The sequence below is a fragment of the Skermanella mucosa genome (assembly GCF_016765655.2).
GTDB classification, from domain to species: domain Bacteria; phylum Pseudomonadota; class Alphaproteobacteria; order Azospirillales; family Azospirillaceae; genus Skermanella; species Skermanella mucosa.
On record NZ_CP086106.1, the window covers coordinates 4,140,440 to 4,163,128 of the forward strand.

Below are 22,689 nucleotides of genomic sequence, written 5' to 3' on the forward strand. Positions count from 1 at the left end.
GGGCGAAGATGGATTGAACAATTGCGCCGTCATCACAACCAAAACCATCATGTTCCACTATGTGGGATGGCTGCAATCCATTTGACATACCGCCGCAACGCTTCCTACCATGATCCCCGGCCATCATCCCAGGCCAAGGCGGGAGCGGATCTCCACGATGAAGGGCGATGACGCGGCTGTCCTGGAACAGCCCCAAACACCGGACGGGATACCGGACCGGACCCCGGAAAAGCGCCAGGGGACCGGCACCCAGACGCTCCTGAGGGGACTTGCCCTGCTGGAATGCGTCGCGGAAGGCATCGGAGACGTGAAAGGCATCGCGGCGCGGCTCGGCACGCCGCGCAGCACCACGCACCGCATGCTCAACAGCCTCGTCGCCGAGCGTTACCTGCACCATGTGCCGTACAAGGGCTACCTGCTCGGGCCGAAGCTGATCCAGCTCGGCATGCGGGCCTTGGAGCATCGGCCCCTGGTGGCGATGGCCCGCCCCCATATCGAGGCGCTGGCGCGGCTGACCGGCGACACGGTCCATCTCGGCGTGCTGGAGGATGGGGAAGTCTTCTACCTGGACAAGGTCCCCGGCACCCGCGGGCTGGAGATGCGCTCGCGCGTCGGCCTCGCCATGCCGGTGGCATCGACCGGCCTGGGCAAGAGCCTGATGCTGGGATTGCCTCCCGACCGCTGGCCCGACCTGTACGAGCGCGCCCGCGCGTTCGCCGCCAAGGTTCCCGACCGTCCGCCGCTCGCCCCGTGGCCGGAGTTCCGGCGCCGGCTCGCGGATTACGCTGGGCAGGGCTGGTCTTTCGACCTGGAGGAGAACGAGATCGGCATCCGCTGCGTCGGAGCGCCGGTGCGCGACGTGCGCAACCAGGTAGCCGCGGCGGTCAGCGTGGCGAGCGCCGTGCCCTTCATGCCCGAGGACAGGATGCGGGAACTCGGACCGGCGGTCCGCGACTGCGCTGACGCGATTTCGAAGGAGTTGGGATGGAGACCAGAGTGACCGCGAATCCGGCATCCCCCGCGCTGATCGCGCTGGACTGGGGAACCTCCAGCCTGCGCGGGTACCTGATGGACGCGGGCGGCAAGGTGCTGGACCGGCGCGCCACCGCCCACGGCATCCAGAACCTGCCGGTGCCCGGCATACCCGGCTTCGAACAGGCTTTCGCCGGCCTCTGCGGCGCGTGGCTGGAGGCCTACGGCAAGCTTCCCGCCGTGGCCGGCGGCATGGTCGGCAGCGCCCAGGGCTGGGCGGAAGCGCCCTACGTCCCCTGCCCCGCCGACACCGGCAGCCTCGCCGGCAAGGCCGTCGCGGTGGACAGCGCGTCGGGCGTACGGTTGCTGATCGCGCCGGGCGTCATGTTCGACCCGCCCGACGCCGACCCCGACGTGATGCGCGGCGAGGAGATCCAGATTTCCGGCGCGCTCGCCGACCACCCCCACCTTGCCGGCCGGGCCTGCGTCGCGCTGCCGGGCACCCATTCCAAATGGGTCCAGGTGACCGACGGCCGGATCGCGCGGTTCGCGACCTACATGACCGGCGAGCTGTTCGCTGTGCTGTCGCGCCACTCGATCCTGGGCCGGCTGATGCCGGACGCCCCCGCGACCGCCCCCGCCGACCAGTCCGCGGCCGACGCCGCCTTCGCGGCCGGCGTGCGGACCGCGCGCGACGGCCTGCCCGGCGACCTGGCGCACCAGATCTTCGCCGCCCGCACCCTCGGCCTCACCCGCCGGCTGCCGCCGGAGGTGCTGAAGGACTACCTGTCCGGCCTGCTGATCGGCAACGAGCTGGTCTCCGGCCTCGCCCGCATGCGCGACACGCTGGCCGGCGACACGCCGCTGCTGCTGATCGGCGACGCCGGCCTTTGCCGGCGCTATGTCCGCGCCCTCGACCTGCTGGACACCGTCCCGGCCGCCCTGCTCGACAACACCGCCCCCCGCGGGCTCTTCCAGTTCGCCGTCGAGGCCGGACTGGTGACCTCCCCCGTTTCCTCCGATCGGAGCGACATGCCATGAACACCACCCCGGCCCCGACCTCCCCGGACCTGCCCCCCTCGGACCTCAGGGCGCGCCTGGACGGCGCCTTCGCCGCCCTGCCGCTGGTCGCCATCCTGCGCGGCCTGACCCCGCGCGAGGCGGAACCCGCCGCCCAGGCCCTGTACGACCGCGGCTTCCGGCTGATCGAGGTGCCGCTGAACTCGCCGGAGCCGTTCGACAGCATCGGCGCGATCCGCAGGCTGCTGCCCCCCGACGCGATCGTCGGCGCCGGGACCGTGATGACCGCCGACCAGGTGAAGACGCTCGCCGGCCTCGGCGCCGACATCGTCGTGATGCCCCACGGCGACACCGACCTGATCCGCGCCGCCAAGTCCGCCGGCCTCGCCTGCCTGCCGGGCGTGACCACCCCGACCGAGGCCTTCGCCGCCCTGAAGGCCGGCGCCGACGCGCTCAAGCTGTTCCCGGCCGAACTGATCAGCCCCCGCATCGTCAAGGCGATGCGCGCGGTGATGCCGCCCGACGTCCGCCTGCTTCCGGTCGGCGGCATCGCCCCGGAAACCATGCGCGACTACCGCGACGCCGGCGTAGCGGGCTTCGGCCTGGGCTCCGCCCTCTACACCCCGGGCATGGCCGTCCCCGACATCGCCCGGCGGGCGGAACGCTTCGTCGCGGCGTGGCGGGAGATCGCGTAGTGGCTCGACACAGGGGTTTCGATTGATTTGTCGTAGGTCGGCCTCGGCCGAAGGCCGACGCCGACAGCGTGGCCGGAGCGTTGACGCAGGGTGTCGGCGTTCGCCCTGACGGGCGAAGGCCGACCTACCGTATAAAAGGGGTCAGAGTTGATTACCTCCCCCTCCTCCCGCAGGTCGGCCCCGGCCCACAGGGCCGAGGCCGACAGCCTACGATGAAGTCACCGTTCCCGGAGCGCGATCGGCCATCTTCGAAAATCGCGCGGACGGCTTCGCCGGCTCAGGCGAAAAGCTGGCCGAAGTCGCCCACCCCCGTCACGCCCACCAGCGCCACCGAAGCACCGTTGAACTCCAGCACCGTCGTGTCGGCACCGCCGGCACCGTCGGTGTCCCGCTCGGTCACGTCGCGCAGCCGCAGGCCCCGGTCGATCTCCAGCCGGTCGCCTTCCGAAAGGTCGAAGTCCAGCACCATGTCCTTCCCGCCTCCCCGGGAGACCACGAAGATGTCGGCCCCGGCGTCCCCGGCGAGCCGGTCGTCGCCCGTGCCGCCGTCGAGCCGGTCGTTGCCCGAGCCGCCGAACAGCCCGTCCCCGCCGTTGCCGCCGAGAAGCGTGTCGGCACCGTCCAGGCCGCGCACCACGTCGTTGCCGTTTCCGGCCCGATAGGTGGTGGCGAAGGCGCCCGCGTCCGTGAAGGAGTCGGCCTTGTTGGTGCCGGATACCGTCCGGATCGGATTGCCCAGGTCGAGGCCCGCCAGAAGGGGATCATGGTCCGACACCCGGGCCGCGACCGAGCCGTCGAAATAATCGGGATCGCGTCCGAAATCCAGGTTGTAGTCGAGCGCGTCGGCCTCGTCCGCGTTGATGTGCCACTCGGTGATGCCGGTGACCTGATCGCCCAGCGTCTCGTTCGCCAGGATATAGTCGAGCGAGCCGATCTGGCCATCGAACACGTAGGAGTATGGGTCGTCGATGCGCTCCTGCAGGTTCTCGTATCCGGCACCTTTGAGGACGTCGATCGGGTCCTCCCGGAAATAGGCGTTGAGATCGCCCAGGATCATCCTGTCGCCGTCGTCCGTGCCGGTCGGGTTCGTTTCCAGCCACCCGGCCAGGGCTTCGGCGGCCAGTTCGCGCTGGTTGTTCCAGCTGCCCGCGCCGTCTCCCCGATCGGCATCCTCGCCCTGCCCCGATCCGCCCTTGGACTTGAAGTGATTGGCGACCGCGGTGAACTGCTCGCCCGTCCCGGCCTCCTCGAAGGTCACGGCCAGGGCGGCGCGGCTGGTGTTCTCGCCGTTGAAGATGCCGCCGACGGTGCTCTCGGCCAGCAGTTCCGGCCCGACGTCCGAATCGTCCAGGACCGCCACGCCGGTGTCCCCGGCGATCCGGACCTCGTCCGGCTTGTAGATCATGCCGACGGCGATCGCGTCGCCGCCGACGAAATCCTGCCCCGGCCGCACCCAGTCGTAGAGCGTCGTTCCGGCCGCCGCGTTCAGCTCGCCGACCAGGTATTCGACCGCGTTGCCGGACGATCCCTCGATGAAGTCGTTCTCCAGCTCGACGAGGCCGAGCACGTCGGCGTCGAGCCCCAGGATCGCGGTCACCAGCTTGTCGGTCTGGCGCTCGAACTCCGCCGGACTGTTGGCCCCGCGCGGCTCGAAGCCGTTCTCCGTGGTATTACCGCCGGCATCCAGCGTGGTGAAATAGTTCAGGACGTTGAAGCTGGCGACCTGCAGCGTGCCGCCGACCGGATCGGGCTCGGCCGGGCGCTCGTTGACGGGCACGAAGGAATTGTCGCCGTCCTCGACCGAACGGACGCGATAGGCTCCCGCCGGGCCGAAGCCGAGCACGCCGGTGAGCCCGGTGACCGTGTCGCCCATGCGCGGCGCCGTGGCGGTGCCATAGCCGGGTTCGTCCGGATTCGAAGCGGTCGGGCCCGCGCCGTCGTCGTCGGGGTCGAAGCCGTCGAGCAGATCGATCGGCTGGTTCTGGCTGTTCAGGCCGTCGTCATAGGTGATCGTGCGGGATGCGACCTGCTGGAGATGGGCGGCGTAACCAGCCGGATCGGGCTCGTTGGTCTGGGTGAACTGGTAAGGACGATCGTCCGCCGACTCGTCGACCCGTCCCGCCAGGCGATCGCCTTCGCCGGCATAGAGTTCGATCTCGTTGAAGCGATCGAGGTTGAACTGCTCGGTCACCGCCAGCGTCTGCGGGATTGTGACCAGCATTCCCTCGTACGCCTCCAGGTCGGGCAGGAAGCCGCTCGACACGGAACCGGTGGTGCCGGCGGCGGGCAGGTTCATCCCGGCCGCCAGCGTCCCGACATCGGCGACGGCGCCGGGCGTCACGACCTGGATATCGGCGGCGTCGGCGACGCTGACCTGCGTCTCCCCGTTGAACTCCACCACCGTCCCGGTCACCCGGACAAGGTCGCCCTCCCGCACGTCGCTTCGCAGGTCGCCGGTCCCTTCGAAGACGAAGATGCCCTCGGACGTCAGGGCATCGGCGTCCCGGTCGGCCGCCTCCTCCATCAGGTAGAAGCCGCCGATTTCCCGCCGCGCGTCGGCATCGCCGTTCTGGAAGTCGCCGACCACGACGGCTTCGACCGTGACGGTGCTGCCGGTCAGCGGGCTCGCCGCGGCGTCGCCCTGGACCTCGCCGATCCGGGAGACCTGAACGTCGTCGTTGACGATGGTCGCCGTGGCGGAACCATCGGCGATCCGCGCCTGTCCTGCCGTGACGGCGAGGTTCGACAGGGAAAGCGAGAAGGTCTCGTTCGGCTCGGGCACGGCATCGTCCGCGATCGCCACGGTGACCTGCCGCGAAAGCTCCCCGCCCGCCTCGAAGGTCAGCGTGCCGCCGACGGCGGTATAGTCGCTTCCGGCCGTGGCACCGCCGTCCCGCGTGGCATAGTCGATCGTGAAGGCGCTCGCGGCATCGGAACGTGAGACGGTGAAGACCGCCGTCCCGTCCGCCTCGTTCACCGAGACGTCGCCGACCGACACCTGCGTGGTCCCGTCATCGGGCAGGCCGTTGCTGGTGACCCGGATGTCGTCGATGCCGACCCACTCGTCGTTCCCGACGGCATTGGTCGTGATGACCCTCACCTGAAGCTGCGGCTGGTCGTCGGCCTCCGCGGGGAGCGTCACCGTGACGGGAACCGGCTGGCCCAGCAGGTTCGGCCCCCGGGTCGCGTCGGCGAGATAACCGCCCTGCACGTTCGCCCACTCCCCCGTCTCGCCGAGGCGATACTGCACGGCGATCTGCTGGACCGCATCGTCGCCGCCGATTTCGAGATCGCGTGCGGTAAAGGACAGTTCGAGTCCTTCCCGCCCGCTGGAATCCAGGTGGATGACGATGTGGGGCGCGTCGGCCGTTCCCGACCCGGTGAGCGCCACGGTCGGATCGGCTATCTCGAACTCCGCCACCCCGCCGGTATTGAACCCGTCGGGATTGGTCTGGTTGGCATTCACGTCGATCACGTCCGCCGCGCCCGCAGCATCCGTGAGCGTGCGCGGGTCGACGCCCGTCGCCGACGAGAGACCGTCGCCGCGATAGCCCACGATCGATGGCACGCCGGACCAGTCGTCGTTCATGCCGATCAGGCTGGTGTCGGTCCAATCCTGCGTGAAGGGATTTTCGGACAGCCGGTGATATTGGTTGGTCATTCTTCCTCAGCCCTGTCTGTTCGACGCCCAAGGGAGCGTCCATGGCCGCGCTGCGGCGGCCTGAATGGTGTTTGCGGCCCGAAGCCCTGGCGGGACATGCCGGCTCTACTGAAAGATCGGAGACAAGCCCAATTGACGGCAAATCGTCTCTGCTCCGATCACGTCCTTCTTTCCGGCATCGCAGTTCCGGCCAGCGGAACCGAAGACACCTTTTAAAGAAGATATGTGACAGGGCGATGATCACTTGAGCATGGGGACAAATTTTTCTGTATTGAATAGGCTATCTGGCAACGAGAACGGTATGTTTTACAGAAATTACCTAAAATTATTGCCTGATGGAAAGAGCATACTGTTACACAGCCGGCAAACGCGTCGCCATTGCCCAAATGCACGTTCTTCGGCGGTTCCAGGTTGGATGCGTCCTGTCACCGAAAGCGATGTGCTAACCTGTCCGGCATGCGTCGGTGCGGAATCGGAAGGCGACGATGACAGCGCGTTTCTCACACCGACTGATGACCGTCGAAGAGTTCCTTGACTGGAATGATGGCCGATACGAACTGGTCGATGGCACTCCGAGATTGATGGCACCGCATTTCGATGCCCATGGAGCGATACAGGGCAACCTGACGGCCTGATCCGCAACCATCTGGCGGCACGCGGCGGGCCTTGCCGTCCCGTCATAGAGGGTGGGGTCAAACCCAGGATCCAGGCGAAATTCAACTATCGCAAGCCGGACATCGCGGTAACCTGCAGCCCGCATGTTCCCGGGGGCGTCATGGTCCCCGATCCCGTGCTGATAATCGAGATCCTGTCCACCAGCGAGGCCGAGACCCGCGAGAACATCACGAGATACATTTCGCTGCCATCCGTTCGGGAGGTCGTGCTGTTCCACCCGGAAAGCAGGCTTGCGGAACGGTGGTGGCGGGACACGGACGGCTGGTCCGAGGATCCCGAGTTCTTCACGGGATCCATGAGGCTCGACGCGATCGACCTGTCCCTGGGTTTCGATGAAGTCTACCGCTGGGTGAACTTCCGGAAATGACATAGGATTTACTAGAGACAGGCATCTACACACTGAAACTATATTTACTCAGCCGCAGATCAACACAGATCTTGTTTTGATGATCGTCAACCGATACGAAGTGAGAGCACAGCATTAAAGATTGTATTCCTATGATCGGAATGATAGGATCAATCCCGGCGGATAGCCGGGATCTTTCAAAGCGTGCATCAGAAAAACAGGCTCTGACGGCGAGGCGCATCGGATGCTGACATTTCGCACCGGATGTTGACATTTGCGGCCAAGCGGAGGGGGGGCCACCATTCGCAGCGGGGAACTGGCGCCCCTCGGCGCCGGCGCCACCCCCACGAATGATGACACTCCCCCACGCCAGGGGGCGTCGTCACGCCGCCGGCAGCAGTTCCTTCGTGTACAGGGTCTGCCCGTCCAGGTCCTTCAGGGTCACCAGCATCACGCCGTCCTCGCCGATGTCCACTTGGCCGAAGAACTGCATCCCGGCCGAGGGAGCCAGGTTGGATTGCCCCTCCGGCGGCGCCTTCACGTACATCAGCTGCGGGCCGAAGGTGTCGTCCAAGGGGTTCGGGCCGAAGGTGCCGGCGTTCAGCGGGCCGGAGACGAATTCCCAGAACGGCTCGAAATCCTGGAACTTGGCCTTGTTCGGGTCATAGAAATGAGCGGCGGTGTAGTGGACGTCGGCGGTCAGCCACACCGTGTTGCGGATGCCGTTGCGCCGGATGAAGCTCAGCAGGTCGGCGATCTCCAGCTCGCGGCCCCGCGCCGGGCCGTCGCCCTGGGCGATCGCCTCCGAGCCGGTCTTGTCCTTGCCGTTGTCGTAGACGACCAGGCCGATCGGCATGTCGGCCGCGATCACCTTCCAGGTCGCGTTCGAGGCCAGCAGGGCCTGCTTGAGCCAGCGGATCTGCTCGGACCCCAGGATGGCGGTCTCCGGCCCCATCTCCTCCTGGAGGTTGGCGGTATTGGGGCCGCGATAGCTTCGCATGTCGATGCGGAACACGTCGAGATGCGGGCCATAGGAGAACTTGTTGTAGATCCGGTCGCGGTTTTCCGGATCATGCCGGATCGGCATGTATTCCAGGAACGCCCTCATGCCGTTGGCGGCCAGCACGGCGGCGCTCTTCTCCTTGTAGCGCTGGTCGGCGTCCATGCGCTTTTCCCAGTACCAGTTGTTGGTCGCCTCGTGGTCGTCCCACTGGGCGAACATCGGCACCTCGGCGTTGAAGCGGCGCAGGTTCTCGTCCATCAGGTTATAGGCGTGGGCGCCGCGGAAATCGCCCAGCGTCTCGGCCACCTTGGACTTCGCCTCGGTCGTGACGTTCCTCCACACCCCGCCGCCCGGCAGTTCCTTGGTCTCGGGGATCGGGCCGTCGGCATAGATCGTGTCGCCGGAATGGATGAAGAAGTGCGGCTCGGTCCGGCGCATCGCCTCGTAGATCCGCATGCCGCCGAAATCGGGGTTGATGCCGTATCCCTGCCCGGCCGTGTCGCCGGACCACACGAAGCGGACCCGGCCATTGCTCGGCGCGGTGCGGAACTGGCCGGTCACCGGCTCGCTGAAGCTCTTGAGGTCGGACAGGTCCTGGAAGCTGACGCGGTAGAACACCCGCTGGTCGGCCGGCAGCCCGGACAGGTCGATCCGGGCGGTATAGTCGCTGTCGGTGACCGCGACCGGACCGCTGAAGCGCTTGGCGTTCCTGAAGCTTTCGGTCGTCGCGACCTCGACGATCATCCGGGCCGGCCGGTCGGCGCGGCTCCAGACGACCGCCCGCCCGCCTGAAAGATCGCCGGACTGGACGCCGTAGGGCATGGCGATGCGGCGGCTGTCGGCGGTGATGATGGCCGGGGCCTGCGCCAGCGCCCGCCCGGCCGCCGACGCCGCGACGAGGAGCCCGCCGCCGGCCAGTGCCGAATTGTACAGGAACGAGCGGCGGGTAACCCACCGTTGGGGCTCGGGCAACTTGGACATATCGCGGATTCTCCCGTTCCGGTTTATTGGTCCGCGGAAGCTATCCGGTACCCATGACAGTTTTTCATGCGAGCCCGGCACAAAGGGCCTAACACTGATGGCTGACGTCCGGTTGTGATCGCGGGATTCCGCCGCCCGGTCCGCGATACCGCAACTCCGGCCGTGCCGCGATCATGTCGGAGTACAGCCAGGCCATCCGGTCGATGTACCAGAACTTGCCGCCGATCACGAGCGTCAGGCCGAGCGCCGTCGGCCAGACCGCGAGGCGCGCCACACCCCACACGACGACAAGCCCCCCGGCCGCGGTGGCGGCGTTCAGCAGATGGGGCACCAGCCGGTGATGTTCCGGGACGGGAATGGTGTTTCGCAGGGTCCAGAACCGCTCGCCGAAGACGCCCCGGGTGATCCAGGCGCTGTCGGACCGCGCCGGCGGAAACGCGTGTGGGTTGAGCCAGGTCCAGGCCAGGGCCGCCGCGACCGGCAGCAGCGACCACCAACCGATCCAGGCGCGGCTCCAGAACGCCAGGACCAGGAGCGGCAGGACGGTGACGAAGCGGGTCCAGCCGCTCCAAGGGTTGGCATGGCGAGCCCAGGCCGCGTCGTCGAGGGCGAACAGGGCGGCGATCCGCCCCTCGATGGTCATGCCGGCTCCCTCAATCACCATGCAGCGGCATCGTGACGGTCACCCGGGTACCGCCGCCCGTCCCGCCATGGCCGTTCGAGCCCTCGATCTCCAGCACGCCTTCGACCCGCGTCGCCAGGGCGCGGATCAGGTTCATGCCCAGGCTGTCGGTCGCCTCCTCCGGCATGCCCTTGCCGTTGTCGGTGACTTCGAGCCTCAGGCGCTCTTCCGGCAGGACGGTCAGCGACACCCGGATCTCGCCCCGCGCACCGTCCGGGAAGGCGTGCTTGAAGGCATTGGTCACGATCTCGTTGATCAGCAGGCCGAGCTGGATCGCCATGTCCAGCCCCAGCGCGACGTTCTCCGTCTCGACCATCAGCTCCGGCCCGTCGCCCCGCGCGGTGAAGGAGGTCCGCAGATGGGCGCACAGGTCCCGGACATAGCCGGAGAGATCGACCCGGGCCAGGTCGTCGGACTGGTACAGCTTCTCGTGGACGATGCTCAGCGAATGGATGCGGCTGCGAACGTCGTCCAGCTCCTGGCGGACCAGCGGGTTGGTGGACTTGCGCGCTTTCAGGCTGACCAGGCTGGAGATGATCTGGAGGTTGTTCTTGACCCGGTGGTAGACCTCCTTCAACAGCACTTCCTTCTCGACGACGCTGGCGCGGAGCGCCGCGTTCGCCTCCAGAAGCTCCTCCTCCCGCTGGCGCAGGTCGTTCAGGCTGCTCAGCAGTTCCTGGTTCTGGCGCTGGACCTCCTCGACCGGGTCGAGCGGCTGCTGGCGGGCCAGTTCGTCCATCAGCTTGTTGATGAATTCCGGGACCGCCATTCCCAGCGGCTTGGACAGGATCCGGGTCAACCGGACCGTGGTCCCGTCCCCGGACGTCTCGATGTCCAGCCGGTCCATCAGGCGCCGGGCGCCGAGCAGGCCAAGCCCCATTCCGGTGCGCGAGCGGTAGCGGCCGGCCAGGATGTCGTCCAGTTCGGCGATGCCCGGCCCCCGGTCGCCGACCTCGATCACCAGGGCCACCTTCCCGGCGATCTCCTGGATGCGGAAATCGGCCTTGCCGCCGTTGGCATAGGCGTAGGCGTTGCGGCAGACCTCCGACACCGCCGTGGCGATGCGGGTCTGGTCCTGGACCTCGAACCCCATCCGGTCGGCGACCAGCCGCGCCCGCTGCCGGGCGTGGACGATGTCCCGGTCATGGCGCACATGGACCGTGAAGAGCGGCCAGGTCAGGGGTCTCTGGTCTTCACTACGACGATCAGGTTGTCGTCCCGGACCCGCTTGAAATCGCGGTACAGCACGGCCGCGATCATCGTCGGGTGTCTTGTTGCCAGCCCCGGGTAGCTGTCGATATCCCATTTAGTGCTCAAACCGTCCGAATGGAAAACCGCCAGCAGATCGCCACCGTAAGCATACTCGTATTCCTTCACCTTCGACATATTATGCCCGACGACGCCGTTTTGCGACACCGTTCGGGTCTGCCCGTCCCGCCAGCGGAAAAATCCCGCGATGTTACCCACCCCGGCGAACCGGAGCCGGCGTTCGACCGGTTCGATCCGCACCACGGCGACCGCCGCGCCGCGCGTCCCGCGCAACGCCCGATGCAGATCCTCGACCAGCGGCTCGGGCATCCGTTCCTTCGATTGCCTGAAACCTGCACGGGCGGCGTCGGCCGCGTCGGCCGCGCCGAGACCATGCCCGAGACCGTCACACAGCAACAACAGCGTAGCGCCGCGATCGGTCACCCGGACGGACCAGGTATCGCCGCTCACCGCCTCCCCGATGCGCGGAAGGCAGACCGCCCCCACCTCCAGCCCGGGAAGGTCGGGCGCCGGCCGGCAGCCGCCCGCCCGCACGCCGCAGACGATCGCGGTGCCGTTGCCCGGCTTGGAATAGATATCGAAATGGTCGGACTGGCGCCGGATCGCGCCCAGCCCGGTGCCGGGGCTGTCGCCGCTGGTGACGCCGTCCCGCAGGCAGTCCTGCACGTTGGCCATGCCCGGACCGCTGTCCAGGGCGATCACCGTGACCTCGCCGCTGGTGCCCGACGACCGGGCGTCCAGCAGGATTTCCCCGCCGCCGCCGTGGCGAAGGATGTTGGTGGCGGCCTCGGTCACCACAAGTGCCAGGCGGGCGCATTCCTGTTCGCCGAGACCGGCCGGGGACGCCAGCTGCACCGCCTTGCGGCGTGCCTCGGCGACCTGGGTCTGTTCCCGGATGGGGACCGAAACTACGGCCGTTCCGTCCATGATGCGACTTTCACTATGGTTCCTTCGCCCGGCGCGGACCGGATCTCGAACTCCTTGCAGAGGCGCTTGGCACCGCTCAACCCGAGCCCGAGCCCGCCGCCCGTGCTGTAGCCATCCTTCAACGCCAGGGCGATGTCGGCGATTCCCGGCCCCCGGTCGCTGAAGATCATCTCGACCTTGCGCTTCGACATCCGGCCGACGATGGCGATCCGCATCTCGCCCCCGCCCCCGTAGTCCAGCGTGTTGCGCGCCAGCTCGCTGGCCGCGGTGACCATGCGGGTGGTCTCGATCTTCGAGGCGCCGATGGTCGCCATGGCTGCGGCGGCCACCCGCCGGACCCGGCTGACGTCGGCTCCGGTCTGGATCGGGATCACCTCGCCGTCGGCGGCTCCTCCCTCGTGCCCCGGCTCAAGCCTCATGGAGGCGCGCGGCCTCCTCGGCGGCGCCCCGGCGGATCAGCTCCATGCCGCGGTCCACGTCCAGGGCGGTGCGGACACCCTGGAGCGACATGCCCAGCTCGACCAGCGTGATGGCCACCGCCGGCCGCATCCCGACGATCACCGTGGAGGCGTCAAGGATGCGGGCGATCGCCGAGATGTTGGCGAGCATGCGGCCGATGAAGCTGTCCACCACGTCCAGGGCCGAGATGTCGATCAGGACGCCCTTGGCGTGGGTCTTCGCGATCCGCTCGGCCAGATCGTCCTTCAGCGTCATGATCATCCTGTCCTCCAGGTCCACCTGGATTGTCAGGAGCAGGCAGTCGCCGATCTGGAAGATCGGGATGCGGTTCGGCTCGAGGAAATGGGTCATGTCGATCCTGCCGCCGCTCACTGGCCCGTGAAGGTGACGCCGGTGCGCTTCAGCGCGTGGGCGAAGGCGCTCTGCAGGTCGGCCTTGGTCGCGACCTGGGGCAGTTCCACGCCCAGATGCACGATGGTCTGGGCAATCTGCGGCCGGATGCCGCTGATGATGCATTCAGCCCCCATCAGCTTGGCCGCGGCGGCCGTCTTCAGCAGGTGCTGGGCGACCAGGGTATCGACCGTGGGCACGCCGGTGATGTCGATGATCACGATCTCGGCCTTGCTTTCGACGACGGCTTCGAGTAGATTTTCCATTACGATCTGCGCGCGGGAGCTGTCCAGCGTGCCGATCAGGGGAAGCGCCACGATGCGATCCCAGAGCTGCACCACCGGGGTTGACAGCTCCAGCATCTCCTGCTGCTGGCGCTGGATGATATCCTCCCGGCCGCGCAGATAGATGTCATTGGTGTACAGGCCCAGCTTGTCGAGCAGCACGGTCGCGGACCAGGCCTCTTCGACCAGGATCTGCGGGTCGTCCTTGTACTGGTCGCGCAGGCATTCGAAGATCGGCTGCTTGAGCGCCAGGATGAAGGTGGCGGTTTCCGTCGGGGTGAAGCCGTGATCGACCCGGTAATTTGTGACCTCGGTCAGCATGTCCCGGACATCCTGCCACTGGTCGCTTTCGATGTCGAAATTGACACCGTTCTTGGTCGCTGCGGTCAGATGGGTCAGGAAGCTGCGCGACTGGCGGCGGATCTCCGCTTCCCGCATCAGGTCGGCGCGAAGCACACCGACATCGGATTGGGCTGCGATCCAGTCGGTCAGGATACGGTCCTGGTACCGGCTCAGGAGAGCCGGGAGCTTGCTGCCGGAAGAGTCGGGCATCTTTTCTTCTTCTCGTCAGTTCATCTTCTGGGGCGGATGCACCGCCAGCGCCTGACCGATCGCGGTTCGGAGAACCTCCGGCTGAAACGGCTTGGCGATCAGGAAAGCCGGCTCCAGCTGTTCGCCGGTCAGCAGGCGTTCCGGGAATCCGGTGATGAAGATCACCGGCAGGTTGGTCGAGCGCAGGATCTTCTGGACGGCCTTGATGCCGCTGTCGCCGCCCTTCAGCTGGATGTCGGCCAGGATCAATTCCGGCGCGGTCTCGCGGGCGAGCCTCAGGGCCTCCTCCTCGCGGGCAGCGGAACCGCAAACCGTATGGCCCATGTCGGTCACCAGACCGGCGATGTCCTCGGCGATCAGGGGTTCGTCCTCGATGATGAGGACACGGACGGAGGTCTGCTTGGACAGTTCGGCCCGGGCGGATTCCAGCTCGACGCGGATTTCCTCGGTGGTGACGTTCAGGATGCGGGCCGCCTCGTCGAAGGAAAATCCTTCGAGCGAGATCAGCAGCAGCACCTGCCGCTGGCGCGGCGGCAGCCGGCCGACGCCCTGGATCACCTTGGTGCCCGGGGTACCTTCGGGAAGGTCGGGCACCGCTTCCGGGAACGTTTCGTCCACCAGGGACCAGACCTCATGGAACAGCGCGAACAGCTCAAGCCGGATATTGCCGGCGGGATCGATGCGGTCGGGCTCTGCCAGATAGGCTTCGAGGCACACGCGGACATACTGGTCGCCGCGATCCTGGGACCCCAACAGGGCTCGGGCATAGCGCCGCAAATAGGGAAGAAATTTCACAATCTCTGCGGAGGATTCCGGCATTCTGATCTCAACGGTCCATCATGAAGCTGATCTGTCCGCCTTGTGTCCGGCGGGGTTCGATTCCGAAAGTTCCAGATAACATATTCGCGTATCCGCCGGATCGGGGGTATTCGGCCTAAGCCCTTTCGCAGCGGATATTGGTCGCGATCCGACCGGCAACGCCTCAGGTCATGAAAGGTTGCAGCCACGCGCGAATTGACACGGGCTCCGCCGGAGAGCAATGGTCGGAACGCCCGCCCCAGCCGCCCCGCAGCCAGCGAGAAAGCCGCCTTGCCAATCACTTCCGAGGTCGACCTCTACGATCCGGTGAAAGCCTTCCTCGAAGCCCAGGGGTACGATGTCAAAGGCGAGGTTCGGAGCTGCGACCTGGTCGCCGTCCGCGCCGGCGAGCCGCCCGTTTTGGTTGAGTTAAAGCTGCGGTTCTCGTTGTCGCTGGTTCTCCAGGGAGTCGACCGGCTGGCCCTGTCGGACCGCGTCTACCTCGCGGTTCCCCGGCCCGCCGGCCGGCGGGCGACGGGGCCGAACGCGAACGACGGCAATGTCCGCAAGCTCTGCCGCATGCTGGGGCTCGGGCTGCTGACGGTCGATCCGGCAGCCCGAGCCGGCCGGCAGGTGGAGCTCGTGATCGAGCCGGCGCCCTACCGGCCGCGGGTGAACGCCAAGCGCGCCCGGCTGCTGCTGAAGGAGCACGGTCGGCGGCTGGGCGATCCCAACCGCGGCGGGTCGAGCAAGGTCAAGATCATGACCGCATACCGACAGGAGGCCTTGCGCTGCGCGGCCCTGCTGAAGGCGAACGGCCCCATGGCCGTCGCCGCGCTGCGCCGGGACGGCGACGCTCCGGGCGCCGCCGGCATCCTCCAGCGAAACGTCTATGGCTGGTTCGAGCGGGTCAGCCGCGGCACCTACCGGCTGACCGAGGAAGGACTGCGCGGGCTGGAGCAGTTCGCGCCGGAAGAATCGGCGGCGGAACTGGTCGAACAATCCGCGCCGCGGTGATGTTGATTCAAGAGGAGGAGTGCATCACCGGGAGGCTGGACGATGGGCAGCACGGATTTCGCCGAAAAGCGCCGGGTCATGGTGGAGCGCGACATCGTGCCGCGAGGGATCGACGACGCCGGCGTGATCGCCGCCCTGGGCCGGGTCCCGCGGGAACTCTTCGTCCCCGACTATCTGGCGGAGCTGGCCTACGACGATTCGCCGCTGCCGATCGAGCAGGGCCAGACGATCTCGCAACCCTTCGTCGTCGCCCTGATGATGCAGGCGGCCGAACTGGTCCCCGGCGCCAAGGTGCTGGAGATCGGCACCGGCTCGGGCTACTCCGCCGCCACGCTGGCGGCGATGGAGTGCGAGGTTTATTCGATCGACCGCCACGCCGCCCTGGTGGAGGCTGCCCGGACACGGCTGGAGCGGGCCGGCTGTGCGGGCATCCACCTGCGGGCCGGGGACGGTACCCTGGGCTGGCCGGAGGCGGCGCCGTTCGACGCCGTCATCGTGACCGCCGGCGGGCCGCGCCTGCCGGAGCCGCTGTCCCGCCAGCTCAAGATCGGCGGGCGGATGATCATGCCGGCCGGCGCGGAAGCCGGCGGCCAGCACCTGATCCGGCAGCGCCGCACCGGCGAGGACACGTTCGCCGAGGAGGATCTCGGCCTGGTCGCCTTCGTGCCGCTGATCGGCGCCCATGGCTGGCCGGAAACGACCCGCACCGAGGCCAGGCGCCGCTCCCCGGCCCTGGCGCCCGAAGCCGCCGGGCGGATCCGAGACGCCGCCGAACCGCTGCCCGACGTGGACGACGAACGGTTCGGCGTGCTGTTCGACCGGATCGCCGATGCCCGGGTCGTGCTGCTGGGCGAGGCGACCCACGGCACTTCCGAATTCCATCGCGCCCGCGCGCGGATCACCGAGCGGTTGATCGCCCGGCACGGCTTCACGATCGTGGCGGTCGAGGCCGACTGGCCTGATGCCGAACAGATCAACCGGTACGTCCGCAATCGGCCTCCCGGTGTGTCCGACGACGCGGCCTTCTCGCGCTTTCCCGCCTGGATGTGGCGAAACGAGGAGGTCGCCACCTTCGTCGACTGGCTGCGCCGTCACAACGACGGGGTTTCGGAGCCCCAGCGGCGGGTCGGGTTCTACGGCCTGGACCTCTACGGCCTGAACGGGTCCATCGCCGCCGTGCTGGACTATCTGGAAAAGGTCGATCCGCAAGCCGCCGGGATCGCGCGCGAACGGTACGGCTGCTTGGCACCGTGGCGGCCGGCACCCGAAACCTATGGCCATGCGGCCCTGGCCGGCGGCTTCGACTCCTGCGAGAACGCGGTGCTGGAGGTGCTCCGGAACCTGCTCGACAGGCGGCTGTCCCGATTGGCCGCAACCGGGGACGAGGGTTGGCTGGGCGCTTGGCAGAACGCCCGGCTGATCGCTTCAGCGGAGGAGTATTACCGCACGCTCTACCATGGCGCCACCAACAGCTGGAACCTGCGAGACCGCCACATGTTCGAGACGCTCCGGTCGGTGATGGAGGCCCGCGGACCTGAGGCGAAGGCTGTGATCTGGGCCCACAACACCCATGTGGGCGACGCCGCGGCCACGGAGATGGGCCGCCGAGGACAGGTCAACCTGGGCACTCTCTGCCGCGAGGCGTTCGGCACCGGGGCGGCGCTCGTCGGGTTCGGGACCGACCGCGGAACAGTCGCCGCAGCGTCCAGTTGGGGTGGGCCGATGGAGGTGATGGAAGTGCCGCCGGCGCACCCGGACAGCTACGAGTATCTGTGCGCCCGCACCGGCAAGCCGCGCTTCCTGCTCGACCTGCGGCCCGGCCGGAACGCGGCCCTGGCCGGGGACCTGAAACGGTTCCGGCCGGAACGGGCGATCGGGGCGATCTATCGCCCCGGGGCCGAGCGGGAGAACCACTACTTCCAGGCCTCCTTGCCCGGCCAGTTCGATCTCTACGTCTGGATCGACCGGACCTCCGCGATCCGGCCCCTGGCGCCTACTGCACCGCCGCTTGGCCGAACAGGAAGTTGGGCAGGAACAGCGACACCCACGGCACATAGGTGATGATGATCAGGAAGACGAACAGGATGCTCAGCCACGGCAAGGCCGCCTTGACCACTTGCATGATGCTCATGTCCGTGATGCCGGCCGTGACGAACAGGTTCAGGCCGACCGGCGGGGTCACCATGCCGATCTCCATGTTCACCACCATGATGATGCCGAGATGGATCGGGTCGATGCCAAGCTGCGTCGCGATCGGGAACAGGATCGGCGCCAGGATCAGGATGATGGCCGACGGTTCCATGAAGTTGCCGGCGACCAGCAGGATGACGTTGACGACGATCAGGAACTGCCAGGGCTCCAGCCCGGCTTCCGAGATGCTGCGCGCGATGTTCTGCGGGATCTGCTCGGTCGTCAGGACATGGGCGAACAGGAAAGCATTGGCGATGATGAACAGCAGCATGATGGTGACGCGGCCGCTGTCCACCAGCACCTTGGGAACGTCCTTGAACCCCATGTCGCGGTAGATGAACAGGGCGGCGACGAAACCGTAGACAGCGGCGACCGCCGCCGCTTCGGTCGGCGTGAACACGCCGCCATAGATGCCGCCCAGGATGATGACGATCAGCAGCAGGCCCCAGATCGCTTCCTTGCCGGCCTGCCCCAGCTCGGCCAGGGAGGCGCGCGGCTGGCGCGGCAGGTTCTTGTAGCGGGCCACGACATAGATGGCGCCCATCAGCATCAGGCCGAGCAGCAGCCCGGGGATGACGCCGGCCATGAACAGGCGGCCGATGGAGCTTTCGGTCGCGGCGGCATAGACGACCATCACGATCGAGGGCGGGATCAGGATGCCCAGCGTGCCCGAATTGCAGATGACGCCGGCCGCGAATTCCTTGGTATAGCCGGTCCGGACCATGCCGGCGATCACGATGGAGCCCACCGCGACCACGGTCGCCGGGCTGGAGCCCGACACGGCGGCGAACAGCATGCAGGCCAGCACCGAGGCGATCGCCAGGCCGCCATGCAGGTGGCCGACCGCCGCGATGGCGAAATTGATCATGCGCCGGGCGACGCCGCCCGTGGTCATGAAGGAGCCGGCCAGGATGAAGAACGGGATCGCCAGCAGCGTATACTGCTCGAAGGTCTGGAAGAACTTGAGCGACAGCGACGCCATGCTGTCGTTGGCGAACAGCAGGATGGTCAGCAGCGACGACAGGCCCAGCGAGATCGCGATCGGCATGCCCAGCAGCATGAAGACGAACAGCGTGACGAAGAGGAATACCGTGGTCATCGCGACGTCCTGTCCAGTCCCGGGTTGCCGCCGGTGAGGCCCTGTTCCTTCAGCACGTCGGCCGCCTCGTCGGCGAGTTCGAAGCCCGAGCGCCGGCCGGTCAGGATCGCGTAGGCCTCCTGGGCGAGCCTGAGGCCGAGCAGGCCGAAGCCGATCGGCAGGATGACGGTGAGCATCCAGCGCTCGACCGGGATGTCCTCCGCCTCGATGCCGAGGCGCATCAGGCGGCTGATATAGCCGTAGGAGCCCCAGGCCATGATGCCGGCGTAGAGCAGGCAGAAGCCGATCGCGGCGAGGCCGGCCAAGCGGCGCAGGCCGGCGGGCAGGCTCTTGACCAGCAGGTCGATGCCGATATGGGCATGGACGCGGACGCCGTAGGAGATGCCGAACAGCACCATCCAGGCGAACATGTAGTTGGTCGCCTCGACGCCCCAGATGATGCCGGAGTTGAATCCGTAACGCAGGACGACCTGCGCGAAGGTCAGGATCGTCATGCCGGCCAGGAGAAGGGCGATGAAGCCCTCCTCCAGATGGTTGATCAGTCGGGTCACGACCCCTCTTCCCATATAGGTGTGGTCCGGGAGCCCCGATTGCCGAGGCCCCGGCGGATCGTCACTTGGCGGTGTTGGATGCGTTCGCGGCCTTGATCAGGTCGGCCCCGATATCCTTCTCGAAGGTGGCCCAGACCGGAGCCATCGCCTTGCGCCAGGCCTCCGTCTCCTCCTTGGTCAGCTTGAGGATCTCCGAGCTGCCGCTCTCGGCGATCCGCTTCCGGTCCCGCTGGTTGAGGTCCTCGGCCATCTTGTTCACCTCGACCGTCACCTCGGCCAGGATCTTCTCCAGCTCGGCGCGGACGTCCTCGGGCAGTTCGGTCCAGAAGTCGGTGTTGGCGACGACCATGTAGTCCAGCGCGCCATGGTTGCTCTCGGTGATGTACTTCTGGACCTCGTAGAACTTCTGAGAGTAGATGTTCGACCAGGTGTTTTCCTGCCCGTCGATGGCGCCGGTCTGGAGCGCCTGGTAGACCTCGGCGAAGGCCATCTTCTGCGGGTTGGCGTTCAGCGCCTTGAACTGCTCCAGCAGCACGTCGGACGCCTGGATGCGGAACTTGCGGCCGGCGGCGTCCTCGGGCTTGCGCAGCGGGTTGTTGGCGGAAAGCTGCTTCATGCCGTTATGCCAGTAGGCCAGCCCGATGAAGCCCTTCTTCTCCATCGAGGTCAGCAGCTTCTTGCCCTCGGGGCTCGCCTGGAAGCGATCGACCGCGGCGATGTCGTCGAACAGGAACGGCAGGTCGAAAACCTGGAGCTGCTTGGTGTATTTGTCGAACTTCGACAGCGAGGGCGCGATGAGCTGGACGTCGCCGAGAGCCAGCGCCTCCATCTCCTTCGCGTCGCCGAACAGCTGGGAGTTCGGGTAGACCTCGACCTTGACCTTGTCGTCGCCCAGGCGCTCCTTGACGAGCTTCTGGAACATCAGCGCGCCCTGGCCCTTGGGCGTGCTGTCGGCTACCACGTGGCTGAACTTGATGGTTACCGGCTTGGCAAAAGCGGTTCCGGCGGCGAGAATGCCAGCAAGGGCGATGGCGGTAGCGAAGAGACGCATGGACTTTCCTCCGAAGGGGATTTTCTTCAGTATTCTGCCAATAGGGGTAATGGAGCGGGAAGCGGTTTGCAAGCAATGTGTTCGACCAGCCGGCAGGTGCTTCACTTGCTCGCAGTGGTTTTATTCGTAGCGTCTGCAACGGTTGCCAAGGCCAGGGACGCGGACCGCGACCATCTGCCCGGCATACTCGGGCGCGACGACCGCACCCCTCTGGACAACCAGGATTGGCCTTGGTCGGCGATCGGCCGGGTCAACCGGACCATCGGCGGGTTCTGCACCGGCACGCTGATCGGGCCGCGTCACGTACTGACCGCCGCTCACTGCCTGTTCAACCGGCGCACGGGCCGGCTGATCGGAGCCGGCGACATCCATTTCCTGGCCGGATACCGGCGTGGCGCCTACCTGTCGCACTCGGTGGCCCGGAAAATCTTCGTGGGGGCCGGATATGACTACCGCGCCCCGTTCGAGGCGTCGAACCTGGCAGCCGACTGGGCGATCCTCGAACTGGCCGAGCCCATGGACATCAGGCCAGTCCCGATCCGGAAGGAGCCGCTGCCCGCCGGGGTCGAACTGGTCCGCGCCGGCTACGGCCAGGACCGCGCCCACCTGCTGTCCATCCACGACGGCTGCGCCCCCCGGCCGGGCGCCTCCCCGCCGGGCCTTCTGCTGCATACCTGCGACGCGACGCATGGGGACAGCGGCTCTCCCCTGCTGCTGCGCGGCGCGGACGGACCGGCCATCGTGGGCCTCGACGTCGCCGCCGGGCGGCTGGGCGGCACGCTCGCGGGACTTGCCGTCCCGGCCACCAGCTTCCATACCTTCGCACACGCCGCGCTCTCGGGCGCAGGCGGGGACGACGAGCCGTAATCACAACGAACAACGAGGGGGACACGCCGCATGGCGCCACGGATCGACTATTTCTTCACGCCCATCTCGCCCTGGGTCTTCCTGGGATCGGAGCGGTTCCACGGGATCGCCCGACAGGCGGGCGCCGAAATCGCCTACCGGCCGGTCGATTTCGGCCGCATCTTCCCGGCGTCCGGCGGGCTGCCCCTGCCGAAGCGCGCGCCGCAACGCCAAGCCTACCGGCTGGTCGAACTGAAGCGCTGGTCGGAACACCTGGGCATTCCGCTGACCCCGCAGCCGTCCAACTTTCCGCAACCCGACGAACTGGCGGCACTGACCCTGATCGCGGCGGAACAGGCGGGCGCCGACATGGCGGCGCTCTGCACTGCGTTCGGCCGCGCGGTCTGGGTCGAGGACCGCGTCCTGTCGGCGCCCGAGACCCTGGCCGACATCCTGTCGAGGCACGGCGCTTCGCCCGACCTGATCGACCGGGCGCAGTCCGACGAGGTGCGCGCCCTTCGGGACGCCTACACCGAGCAGGCGCTGTCGGCCGGCGTGTTCGGGGCGCCGACCTACGTGGTGGACGGCGAGCTGTTCTGGGGCCAGGACAGGCTGGATTTCCTGGAGCGGAAACTCTCCCGCTCCTGAGGCGGGAGGTTACCCGTGTTCGGGCCTACCTCCGGGGCAGGCCCGAACCGGGACGGGGAGGTCAGGCGGCCATGCGGCGGTACTGGTTCTCGATCGTCTCGATGCCGGCGCGGAATTGGGCAAGCGCTGCCTCCGCATGCACCTTGACCAAATACCAGGCATCCTCGGAGGCACGGCGCGCGTCCTCCAGCCGGGCCTCGCAACGGTTGCGCAGACCACGCAACTCGTCGAGCGAGCGTTCCAGAAGGAATTTCTGATCACCCGGCACCCGCTCGGCGACGGCACGCAGATTGTCCAACCGTTCAGTCAAGGCCTTCATTTCAAGCGACGAAGCCGATTCGAACCGATCCCTGCTTCGATGTGTCATGAGACCCTCCCAACTACACTCCTCATCGATCATTCACCTGCATTATCCGGGCCACCGCTTCCCCCGCGCCAAAGGCACTGACCGGCGCCTTGGTTGCGCCTGTTATTAACCATTCCGTCGATCCGGTATTCCATGCCGCGCTCCGCAGCCCTCGGCCGCGGGGACAGGGCGGGATCGACCCTTGGCGGCAACATTGTTTCGCAGGC

22 protein-coding genes are annotated in these 22,689 nt (G+C 67.2%); 9 read left to right on the forward strand and 13 right to left on the reverse strand.

Annotated elements, in window-relative coordinates:
• The first annotated feature begins 157 nt into the window (after positions 1 to 157).
• From JL100_RS19225 to JL100_RS19235, 3 genes are read left to right on the forward strand one after another with little or no spacing between them, the layout of a single operon-like run.
• Positions 158 to 1,000: an IclR family transcriptional regulator gene (locus JL100_RS19225; protein WP_202679225.1), complete on the forward strand. Its 843-nt coding sequence runs from the start codon at positions 158 to 160 to the stop codon at positions 998 to 1,000.
• On the forward strand, positions 997 to 2,013 hold the full coding sequence (locus tag JL100_RS19230; RefSeq protein WP_323378248.1) for a 2-dehydro-3-deoxygalactonokinase: 1,017 nt from the start codon (positions 997 to 999) through the stop codon (positions 2,011 to 2,013). The genes JL100_RS19225 and JL100_RS19230 overlap by 4 nt, the downstream gene beginning before the upstream one ends.
• Complete coding sequence (locus tag JL100_RS19235; protein ID WP_202679227.1) at positions 2,010 to 2,687, forward strand: 2-dehydro-3-deoxy-6-phosphogalactonate aldolase; 678 nt, start codon at positions 2,010 to 2,012, stop codon at positions 2,685 to 2,687. The genes JL100_RS19230 and JL100_RS19235 overlap by 4 nt, the downstream gene beginning before the upstream one ends.
• Positions 2,688 to 2,964: 277 nt before the next feature.
• On the opposite strand, the gene JL100_RS19240 is transcribed toward JL100_RS19235, so the two are convergent.
• Complete coding sequence (locus tag JL100_RS19240; RefSeq protein WP_202679228.1) at positions 2,965 to 6,348, reverse strand: ExeM/NucH family extracellular endonuclease; 3,384 nt, start codon at positions 6,346 to 6,348, stop codon at positions 2,965 to 2,967.
• A 485-nt stretch (positions 6,349 to 6,833) separates the two neighbouring features.
• On the opposite strand from JL100_RS19240, the gene JL100_RS36565 reads away from it, so the two are divergent.
• Positions 6,834 to 6,983: a PDDEXK family nuclease gene (locus JL100_RS36565; RefSeq protein WP_202679229.1), complete on the forward strand. Its 150-nt coding sequence runs from the start codon at positions 6,834 to 6,836 to the stop codon at positions 6,981 to 6,983.
• Positions 6,984 to 7,027: 44 nt separating this feature from the next.
• Complete coding sequence (locus tag JL100_RS19245; RefSeq protein WP_407697024.1) at positions 7,028 to 7,390, forward strand: Uma2 family endonuclease; 363 nt, start codon at positions 7,028 to 7,030, stop codon at positions 7,388 to 7,390.
• Between the two features lie 361 nt (positions 7,391 to 7,751).
• Here the strand turns inward: JL100_RS19245 and JL100_RS19250 are convergent, their stop codons facing one another.
• From JL100_RS19250 to JL100_RS19285, 8 genes are all read right to left on the reverse strand, one after another.
• On the reverse strand, positions 7,752 to 9,353 hold the full coding sequence (locus JL100_RS19250; protein ID WP_202679231.1) for an alkaline phosphatase D family protein: 1,602 nt from the start codon (positions 9,351 to 9,353) through the stop codon (positions 7,752 to 7,754).
• 88 nt (positions 9,354 to 9,441) lie between these two features.
• Positions 9,442 to 10,017 (reverse strand): DUF6653 family protein, encoded by a 576-nt coding sequence (locus tag JL100_RS19255; protein ID WP_202679232.1) that lies wholly within the window; start codon positions 10,015 to 10,017, stop codon positions 9,442 to 9,444.
• Positions 10,007 to 11,188 (reverse strand): sensor histidine kinase, encoded by a 1,182-nt coding sequence (locus JL100_RS19260; RefSeq protein WP_202679233.1) that lies wholly within the window; start codon positions 11,186 to 11,188, stop codon positions 10,007 to 10,009. The genes JL100_RS19255 and JL100_RS19260 overlap by 11 nt, the downstream gene beginning before the upstream one ends.
• A 23-nt stretch (positions 11,189 to 11,211) precedes the next feature.
• Entirely contained in the window at positions 11,212 to 12,231 is a 1,020-nt protein-coding gene (locus JL100_RS19265) for an ATP-binding SpoIIE family protein phosphatase (RefSeq protein WP_202679234.1), read from the reverse strand.
• The gene (locus JL100_RS19270) at positions 12,213 to 12,650 is read right to left on the reverse strand and encodes an ATP-binding protein (RefSeq protein WP_202679235.1); all 438 of its coding nucleotides are present in this window, start codon (positions 12,648 to 12,650) and stop codon (positions 12,213 to 12,215) included. Before JL100_RS19270 ends, JL100_RS19265 begins: the two co-directional genes overlap by 19 nt.
• Positions 12,640 to 13,041 (reverse strand): STAS domain-containing protein, encoded by a 402-nt coding sequence (locus JL100_RS19275; protein ID WP_158046350.1) that lies wholly within the window; start codon positions 13,039 to 13,041, stop codon positions 12,640 to 12,642. Before JL100_RS19275 ends, JL100_RS19270 begins: the two co-directional genes overlap by 11 nt.
• A 17-nt stretch (positions 13,042 to 13,058) precedes the next feature.
• Complete coding sequence (locus tag JL100_RS19280) at positions 13,059 to 13,916, reverse strand: STAS domain-containing protein (RefSeq protein WP_202679236.1); 858 nt, start codon at positions 13,914 to 13,916, stop codon at positions 13,059 to 13,061.
• Positions 13,917 to 13,931: 15 nt separating this feature from the next.
• The gene (locus JL100_RS19285) at positions 13,932 to 14,669 is read right to left on the reverse strand and encodes a response regulator (RefSeq protein ID WP_407696871.1); all 738 of its coding nucleotides are present in this window, start codon (positions 14,667 to 14,669) and stop codon (positions 13,932 to 13,934) included.
• Positions 14,670 to 15,005: 336 nt separating this feature from the next.
• Between JL100_RS19285 and JL100_RS19290 the strand changes: the two genes are divergently transcribed.
• Entirely contained in the window at positions 15,006 to 15,731 is a 726-nt protein-coding gene (locus tag JL100_RS19290; RefSeq protein WP_202679238.1) for a DUF2161 domain-containing phosphodiesterase, read from the forward strand.
• A 42-nt stretch (positions 15,732 to 15,773) separates the two neighbouring features.
• Positions 15,774 to 17,792 (forward strand): protein-L-isoaspartate(D-aspartate) O-methyltransferase, encoded by a 2,019-nt coding sequence (locus tag JL100_RS19295; RefSeq protein WP_202679239.1) that lies wholly within the window; start codon positions 15,774 to 15,776, stop codon positions 17,790 to 17,792.
• Here the strand turns inward: JL100_RS19295 and JL100_RS19300 are convergent.
• The 3 genes from JL100_RS19300 to JL100_RS19310 all read right to left on the reverse strand — a co-directional run bounded on the left by JL100_RS19300 (position 17,725) and on the right by JL100_RS19310 (position 20,622).
• Positions 17,725 to 19,020, reverse strand: a complete 1,296-nt coding sequence (locus JL100_RS19300) for a TRAP transporter large permease (RefSeq protein ID WP_202679240.1) — start codon at positions 19,018 to 19,020, stop codon at positions 17,725 to 17,727. The two genes, JL100_RS19295 and JL100_RS19300, sit on opposite strands and share 68 nt — an antisense overlap.
• Positions 19,017 to 19,571 carry a TRAP transporter small permease gene (locus JL100_RS19305; RefSeq protein ID WP_228420795.1) on the reverse strand — a complete coding sequence of 185 codons (555 nt, stop codon included), beginning with the start codon at positions 19,569 to 19,571 and terminating at the stop codon, positions 19,017 to 19,019. Before JL100_RS19305 ends, JL100_RS19300 begins: the two co-directional genes overlap by 4 nt.
• A gap of 61 nt (positions 19,572 to 19,632) precedes the next feature.
• Complete coding sequence (locus JL100_RS19310; RefSeq protein ID WP_202679242.1) at positions 19,633 to 20,622, reverse strand: TRAP transporter substrate-binding protein; 990 nt, start codon at positions 20,620 to 20,622, stop codon at positions 19,633 to 19,635.
• A gap of 114 nt (positions 20,623 to 20,736) precedes the next feature.
• Between JL100_RS19310 and JL100_RS19315 the strand changes: the two genes are divergently transcribed.
• Together JL100_RS19315 and JL100_RS19320 are read left to right on the forward strand one after the other, a co-directional pair.
• Positions 20,737 to 21,489, forward strand: a complete 753-nt coding sequence (locus tag JL100_RS19315) for a trypsin-like serine peptidase (protein ID WP_228421381.1) — start codon at positions 20,737 to 20,739, stop codon at positions 21,487 to 21,489.
• Positions 21,490 to 21,519: 30 nt separating this feature from the next.
• Complete coding sequence (locus JL100_RS19320; RefSeq protein ID WP_202679244.1) at positions 21,520 to 22,116, forward strand: 2-hydroxychromene-2-carboxylate isomerase; 597 nt, start codon at positions 21,520 to 21,522, stop codon at positions 22,114 to 22,116.
• Positions 22,117 to 22,177: 61 nt separating this feature from the next.
• Here the strand turns inward: JL100_RS19320 and JL100_RS19325 are convergent, their stop codons facing one another.
• Complete coding sequence (locus JL100_RS19325; RefSeq protein ID WP_202679245.1) at positions 22,178 to 22,483, reverse strand: sll1863 family stress response protein; 306 nt, start codon at positions 22,481 to 22,483, stop codon at positions 22,178 to 22,180.
• Positions 22,484 to 22,689 lie beyond the last annotated feature (206 nt).

Coding starts and splice junctions, on each gene's coding strand:
- JL100_RS19295 (WP_202679239.1), top strand. CDS start 15,774: ATGGGCAGCACGGATTTCGCCGAAAAGCGCCGGGTCATGGTGGAGCGC.
- JL100_RS19280 (WP_202679236.1), bottom strand. CDS start 13,916: ATGCCCGACTCTTCCGGCAGCAAGCTCCCGGCTCTCCTGAGCCGGTAC.
- JL100_RS19310 (WP_202679242.1), bottom strand. CDS start 20,622: ATGCGTCTCTTCGCTACCGCCATCGCCCTTGCTGGCATTCTCGCCGCC.
- JL100_RS19300 (WP_202679240.1), bottom strand. CDS start 19,020: ATGACCACGGTATTCCTCTTCGTCACGCTGTTCGTCTTCATGCTGCTG.
- JL100_RS19235 (WP_202679227.1), top strand. CDS start 2,010: ATGAACACCACCCCGGCCCCGACCTCCCCGGACCTGCCCCCCTCGGAC.
- JL100_RS19270 (WP_202679235.1), bottom strand. CDS start 12,650: ATGAGGCTTGAGCCGGGGCACGAGGGAGGAGCCGCCGACGGCGAGGTG.
- JL100_RS19225 (WP_202679225.1), top strand. CDS start 158: ATGAAGGGCGATGACGCGGCTGTCCTGGAACAGCCCCAAACACCGGAC.
- JL100_RS19265 (WP_202679234.1), bottom strand. CDS start 12,231: ATGGACGGAACGGCCGTAGTTTCGGTCCCCATCCGGGAACAGACCCAG.
- JL100_RS19275 (WP_158046350.1), bottom strand. CDS start 13,041: ATGACCCATTTCCTCGAGCCGAACCGCATCCCGATCTTCCAGATCGGC.
- JL100_RS19320 (WP_202679244.1), top strand. CDS start 21,520: ATGGCGCCACGGATCGACTATTTCTTCACGCCCATCTCGCCCTGGGTC.
- JL100_RS19255 (WP_202679232.1), bottom strand. CDS start 10,017: ATGGTGATTGAGGGAGCCGGCATGACCATCGAGGGGCGGATCGCCGCC.
- JL100_RS19325 (WP_202679245.1), bottom strand. CDS start 22,483: ATGACACATCGAAGCAGGGATCGGTTCGAATCGGCTTCGTCGCTTGAA.
- JL100_RS19240 (WP_202679228.1), bottom strand. CDS start 6,348: ATGACCAACCAATATCACCGGCTGTCCGAAAATCCCTTCACGCAGGAT.
- JL100_RS19250 (WP_202679231.1), bottom strand. CDS start 9,353: ATGTCCAAGTTGCCCGAGCCCCAACGGTGGGTTACCCGCCGCTCGTTC.
- JL100_RS36565 (WP_202679229.1), top strand. CDS start 6,834: ATGACAGCGCGTTTCTCACACCGACTGATGACCGTCGAAGAGTTCCTT.